The following is a 364-nucleotide window of genomic DNA, read 5'->3' as shown; positions in this document are numbered from 1 at the left end:
GCCGACCGCATCGTCGGGCTCCGCGAGCCGGGCCACGCCGGCGGCGTAATCAAACGAGCGGAGCATGCCCACCACATCGCGCAGCGGCACGTCGTCGGTGCCGCGGTCGCCCATGGGCCGCAGCGGTTCGCCCTCGAAATCAAGCACTACCCAGCCCCGCTGTGCCGAGAACAGCACCTGGCCCAGGTGGTAGTCGCCGTGGATCCGCTGCAGCTGGGGAAGCTCGGTCACCTGGTCCAGCCGGTCCAGCAGTTCCTGCACCGCGTCGTCCAGGGGCCCCACGGACGCCCCGGCCTGGGCCCAGCCCCAGCGGATCCGTTCCGCCAGCGCGGCCTTGAACGCCTCGACGGCCTTGGCGTCCGCC

1 protein-coding gene is annotated in these 364 nt (G+C 72.5%); it reads right to left on the bottom strand.

Features of this window, described 5'->3' with window-relative positions:
* Positions 1–364, bottom strand: a 364-nt coding sequence (locus tag AC5RUJ_RS18710) for a phosphotransferase (protein ID WP_494156568.1), incomplete at both ends; no start/stop codon positions are given.

The organism is Arthrobacter sp. Y3223164, assembly GCF_059091005.1.
Note: the sequence above shows the minus strand (reverse complement) of the source record. Positions and strands in the feature narration are given on the sequence as shown.